The organism is uncultured Methanobrevibacter sp. (assembly GCF_937906425.1).
Classification (GTDB): Archaea; Methanobacteriota; Methanobacteria; order Methanobacteriales; family Methanobacteriaceae; genus Methanobrevibacter.
The window spans coordinates 1-5,551 of sequence record NZ_CALCYR010000255.1; the positions used below are offsets into that span (position 1 = coordinate 1).

At 28.9% G+C, this 5,551-nt stretch carries 5 protein-coding genes; all 5 read left to right on the forward strand.

The genetic code is table 11. The features are described 5' to 3' along the window. Positions 1-568: 568 nt before the first annotated feature. The 5 genes from Q0138_RS07510 to Q0138_RS07530 all read left to right on the forward strand — a co-directional run bounded on the left by Q0138_RS07510 (position 569) and on the right by Q0138_RS07530 (position 5,251). On the forward strand, positions 569-1,780 hold the full coding sequence (locus Q0138_RS07510) for an ammonium transporter (protein WP_297982870.1): 1,212 nt from the start codon (positions 569-571) through the stop codon (positions 1,778-1,780). Between the two features lie 73 nt (positions 1,781-1,853). After that, positions 1,854-2,192: a P-II family nitrogen regulator gene (locus tag Q0138_RS07515; RefSeq protein WP_297982871.1), complete on the forward strand. Its 339-nt coding sequence runs from the start codon at positions 1,854-1,856 to the stop codon at positions 2,190-2,192. Positions 2,193-2,566: 374 nt separating this feature from the next. Further along, on the forward strand, positions 2,567-3,328 hold the full coding sequence (locus tag Q0138_RS07520) for an aspartate dehydrogenase (protein WP_297982875.1): 762 nt from the start codon (positions 2,567-2,569) through the stop codon (positions 3,326-3,328). Between the two features lie 176 nt (positions 3,329-3,504). Further along, complete coding sequence (locus Q0138_RS07525) at positions 3,505-4,263, forward strand: tRNA(His) guanylyltransferase Thg1 family protein (RefSeq protein ID WP_297982877.1); 759 nt, start codon at positions 3,505-3,507, stop codon at positions 4,261-4,263. Positions 4,264-4,393: 130 nt separating this feature from the next. Beyond that, positions 4,394-5,251, forward strand: a complete 858-nt coding sequence (locus tag Q0138_RS07530) for a Mov34/MPN/PAD-1 family protein (RefSeq protein WP_297982878.1) — start codon at positions 4,394-4,396, stop codon at positions 5,249-5,251. Positions 5,252-5,551 lie beyond the last annotated feature (300 nt).

Here is a 5,551-nt window from a genome sequence, read left to right on the forward strand (position 1 = left end):
CTCTTCCGATCTTCTTAAATTTGATTTTTTTATATTTTGAAAAGATTATTTGGTTTCTAAATTTGATTTTTTAATATTTTAGAAAAATCATGATATTTTTGAAGTCTTGATTTTTTTTAATATTAAAGAAATTTAAGATTTTTATTAAGTTTTAAACTTTATTTTAAAAATAATAAAATTAGAATATTTAGTTTAAAAATAGATATCATGAAAGTGATCTATTAGAAATTTAATCCTTAAAATTTAATTCAATCACAAATATTTAATCTCTATAAAATTTAATATTGGTTGCTTTCATGATTTTTTTAATAATTTAAAATTTTTTAAAATAGTTAATTAATAATAAAAGAGTCTAATTGAGATTAAATATTTGTTTTTGATTGAATTAAATTATTTAATCTAATTTAATATTTTATGGATTGTTTAATTGAATTAAATTTTTCTTACAATTGGATTAAGTACAGTTTTTTAAATTGAATTGAAATGCAGTTTTTTTTTAAAAATCGAATTGAAATATATTTATTTTTAGATTTATTAATTTTTATTGATTTGAAGAGAAAATGATAATATGGTTTTATTTAGTACAGGAGATACTGCTTGGATACTTATAGCAACTATATTAGTTCTTTTAATGAGTATTCCTGGAGTAGCTTTCTTTTACAGTGGTTTAACAAAAAAGAAAAATGTTTTAAATACAATGTTTTTAACTTTCATAGCATTTTCAATAGCAAGTATAATCTGGGTAATTTACGGTTATCCATTTGCTTTTGGAGATGTTAGCATTCATGGTTTAATAGCTCAGCCTGCTCATTTCTTTATGAGTGGAATTGGATTGGATGATTTAAGCGGTTCAATACCTACAATTCTCTTTGTGGTATTTCAATTAACCTTTGCAGGTCTTACTGCAGCCCTTATTTCAGGTGCAATTGTTGGTAGGATGAAGGTTTCAGCATGGATAATATTCATTATCGCTTGGGTCAGCCTTGTTTATGTCCCTATTGCCCATTGGGTATGGGGCGGAGGATGGTTAATGAGTATGGGAGCCTTGGACTTTGCAGGAGGAACTGTTGTTCACATTAATTCAGGGGTTACAGCTCTTGCATTGGCACTGGTTCTTGGCAGACGTAAGGACACTTCATTACTGCCTCATAATTTAGGATTTTCAGTTTTAGGTGCAGGATTCCTTTGGTTTGGATGGATGGGATTCAATGGAGGATCTGCTCTTGCAGCTAACGGTCTTGCAGCATCTGCAATTCTTGTTTCAAATATTGCAGCGGCAACTGCACTTATCACTTGGGTGATTATAGATTATATTAAGGTTGGAAAACCTACAATGTTAGGTGCAATTACAGGTGGAGTTGCAGGGCTTGTCGCAATCACTCCGGCAGCAGGATTTGTTGATGTTCCAGCTGCAATAGTAATTGGTTTTGTAACTGCATTCGTTTCCTACTTTGCAATATACTACCTTAAATCCAAATTCGGTTACGACGACGCTTTGGATGTATTCGGAGTTCACGGTCTTTCAGGAGTCTGGGGAGCAATAGCTACAGGTATTTTTGCAAGCCCTCTTATTAATGATGCTGCAGGATTAATTTATGGAAACCCTGGACAGGTGACAATTCAGATTATAAGTGTAATTGTTACAATAGTTTATGCATTTGTAGTAAGTTTCATACTTGCCAAGATCCTTGATAAGACAATCGGAATCAGAGTTGATGAAAAGACTGAAGTTGAAGGACTTGATACCAAACTGCATGAGGAATCAGGTTATAGGTTATAGCCTAATCAATTTTTAATAAAACATTATTTGATTTTGATTAGCATAATTGAACATGATTTATTTAGGTGATATGATGAAAAGAGTTATTGCAGTTATTCGTCAGGAAAAGTATGAGGATGTGAAAAAGGCCTTGCTTGCAATTGGTTGTGATGGAATGAATGTTTCTGAAGTAAAGGGAAGAGGAAGACAATTAGGTATTAAGGAGTCCTATAGAGGTTCTAATTATTGTATCGATCTCATTCCAAAAACCCGTGTTGAATTGATTGTCAATGAGGAGGATTTGGAAAATATTTTGGAAACAATTCAGGAAAGTGCAAGAACCGGTGATGTTGGAGACGGTAAGATCTTTGTTTCTGATGTTGAAGAGGTTATTAGGATTAGAACCGGTGAGAGAGGCTCCAACGCAGTATAAAGATTATTGATTTTTAATCAATTTTCTTTACTTTTTATTTTTTTCCAATTTTTTTTAATTTTTTTAATTTTTTTAGTTTTATTTTTTCTAATTTTTTCTAATTTTTTCTAATTTTTTCTAAATTTTTCATTATTTTTTTTAATTCACAAATTGAAATTTCTTTGATTATTTATCAGTTTATTCTAATTTTCATGTTTGATTTTATGTATATTCCCTTTTTATTTGATTTAAAATAATTTTTTAAAGATACTTATTTATCTAATAAAGATTAATTATAATATAGGCAAATTTTATTATGGATTTTTTAAAAAAATTTATATGAATTTTTTTAGATTTTATTTCAATTAACTATTTAGTAATATAGGAGTTAAAAAATGATTGTAGGTATGGTCGGATGTGGTGCAATTGCTAACACAATTGTAAGTGAAATCATGTCTGAAGAAGGAATAGAAATTAAATATTTCTATGATCGTGATGTTGAAAGAGCTGAAAATCTTGCAAGAATTTCTAATGGAGTTGCTGTATTAAACTTGGAGGAAATGTTTGATGAAGTGGATTTAATAGTTGAAGCTGCTTCTCCTGCAGCATTAAAGGATGTTGCTGTAAATATTCTTGAAAATGGCATTGATTTAATGATTATGAGTGTCGGTGCATTGATGGATGAGGAATTCTTTAATAAAGTCTATTCTGTTGCACATGAGAAAAGGTCCAAGGTCTATGCACCTTCCGGTGCAATTGTAGGTTTAGACGGTATTAAGGCAGGTTCAATTGGTAAGATTACTCAAGCTTCTCTTACAACAAGAAAGGCTCCTAAGTCCTTAGGTCGTGAAGTTACTGAAGAAGAGGTTTTATTTGAAGGTAAGGCTTCTGAAGCTGTTAAGCAGTTTCCGGTAAACATCAATGTTGCTGCATCATTAAGTATTGCATGTGGTATGGATGTTGATGTAAAGATAATCGTTGATCCTAAGGTTGATAAGAATGTTCATGAGGTTCATGTTATGGGGGACTTTGGTGAATTGAAAACCAGTTCTGCAAATATTCCATTTGTTGCAAATCCAAAAACAAGTATGTTAGCTGCATTTTCAGCAATTAAACTCTTAAAGAGCTTTAATGAATGTTTCTCAATAGGAACTTAAATTATTTTATTTTAATTTTTATTTTAATTTTAATTATTGTTTCTCAATAGGAACTTAAATTATTTTATTTTAATAATTTAAATCTAAAATGAGTCATAATAATTGATATGGCTAAATTTAGAAATAATTAATTTTAAATAACAGATTAGGTGTGTTGAATTATTTTAGGTGATTTTATGAAAGATTATGAAATTTACTCTTCTATCAAGGTTCCAAAGAACTCAAACATTATTTTGCGTCTTGATGGTCGTAAATTTCATCGTTTGGCCGAAGTTTTAAATCTTGAAAAGCCTTATGATGATAATTTTAATGGAATAATGTCCAATCTTTGTTTGGATATCTTTAATCAATTTTCCCCTAAATTCATTTATGCCTTTTCTGATGAGATAAGTATTCTATTGGATGAAATTCCTTTTTCAGGCAGAATTGAAAAGTTAAATTCAGTTTTTCCCTCTTTGGCTTCCAGTTCATTTACATATCATTTAATGAATGAGTTTTCTGAGGAGTTTAATTTAGATGCTTTAAGTGAAAATGAGAAAAATAATCTATTTCCCATTTCATTTGATTCAAGGGTTATTCCAATAAATGATGATGACATTTGTGATTATTTCAAGTGGAGACAGGATGAGGCTTGGAGAAATTGTGTAAATGCTTATGGTATTTGGGCCTTAAAGAAAGAATATTCTCCAAAAATCGCTAATCAAAAGATTAAAGGATTAAAATCCAGTGAAATCCATGATTTATTGTATGAAAGAGGAATAAACTTAAATGATGTTGAAACCTGGAAAAAACGGGGATTTGGTATTTATAAAAGATTTTATGAAATTGAAGGATTTAATCCTAAGGAAGAAAAAAAGACAGTTTCCATTCGAAGTGAAGTTTTGCTTGACTGTGAATTGGACATTTTTAATAAGGAGTTCTTTGAAAGGTATTAATTTTTTTAATTATTCCTTAAAGTCATTTTGATTTAGTTTAGTTTTATTGTTGATAGTTTAAGCTTATTATTTTATTTATTAGTTTTATTGTGGCTAGTTTAAGCTTATTATTTTTTATTTTGGTGTAATTATGGGATTTGAGGATTTAGTCTCAAAATTAAATGAGAAAAATCATTTTGAAAAGGTATGTGTGGATCAGACTGTTATCGATTCAGTAATTTTTTATGCAAAAAAGTCATATCCTAATGAATTTTTAGCTATGTTTGACGGTTATGTAAAGGATAAGGTTCTCTATATCAGTGGTTTAATCTTTTTGCCTGGAGAACGTTCCCACACCAGCGCTACCTTTAATGATTGGTTAATTCCTCCAAGCCAAAAGAAATGGGGTTCTGTTCACTCCCATCCTGGTGGAAGTGCAAGACCTTCAAATGCTGATTTGATTACCTTTTCCAAACATGGTCCATTTCATATAATTGTTTGTGAACCTTATTCACTTGCTACAATGAAGGCTTATGATTCCTATGGGAATTTAACTTCATTTGAAGTAGGAAATTTTGTTGATGAGGAAAATGAAGAAATTTATAATGATTTAGAGGAAATCAAAAAGGAAATTGATAAAAATGATGAGATAAAACCTTCTGTTTTTGATTTGGATAAGGATTTGTCATTCTTTGATAGTGAAGAGGAAAAAACTAATAAATATTCTCATGAACTTGATGGTGAAAAGGACGTAAATCCTTCAGGTCATTCCACTAACACTTCATTTTCACACAGTTTTACTCCTAACAATACTTCTAATAATTTTTCAGATGAAGATTTAGGTTCTATAGATTTAAATCCTCGGGTTATTAGGATTGGTGGAGAAAGGGTGAATGGGCAAAGCCCTGATTTAGGTTTGATTATTGAAATCAGGGATGGAAAAGCTATTTTAAAAGGAGTTACTGATAGATCTAAAGAAAATGAAGACTCTGATAAAAAAGAAGAATAGTTTTTTCATTTCAATTATTTTTCTAATTTTTCATTTAGGATTTTTTCTAATTTTTTTCAATTATTTTTCTAATTTTTCATTTAGTATTTTTTCTAATTTTTTTTTCAATTATTTTTCTAATTTTTTATTTTTTATATTTTGACTGATTTTTTTTAATTTTTTTATTTTTTCATTTCAGACATTTTTTTTAAATTTTTAATTTATTTTATATTTTACGAACTTAATTAAAATTTAAAAAAAGAGTTTATAGTTTCGGACATAAAAATTTTTAGTTATTTGTTATAAATTTTTTTATCCAAT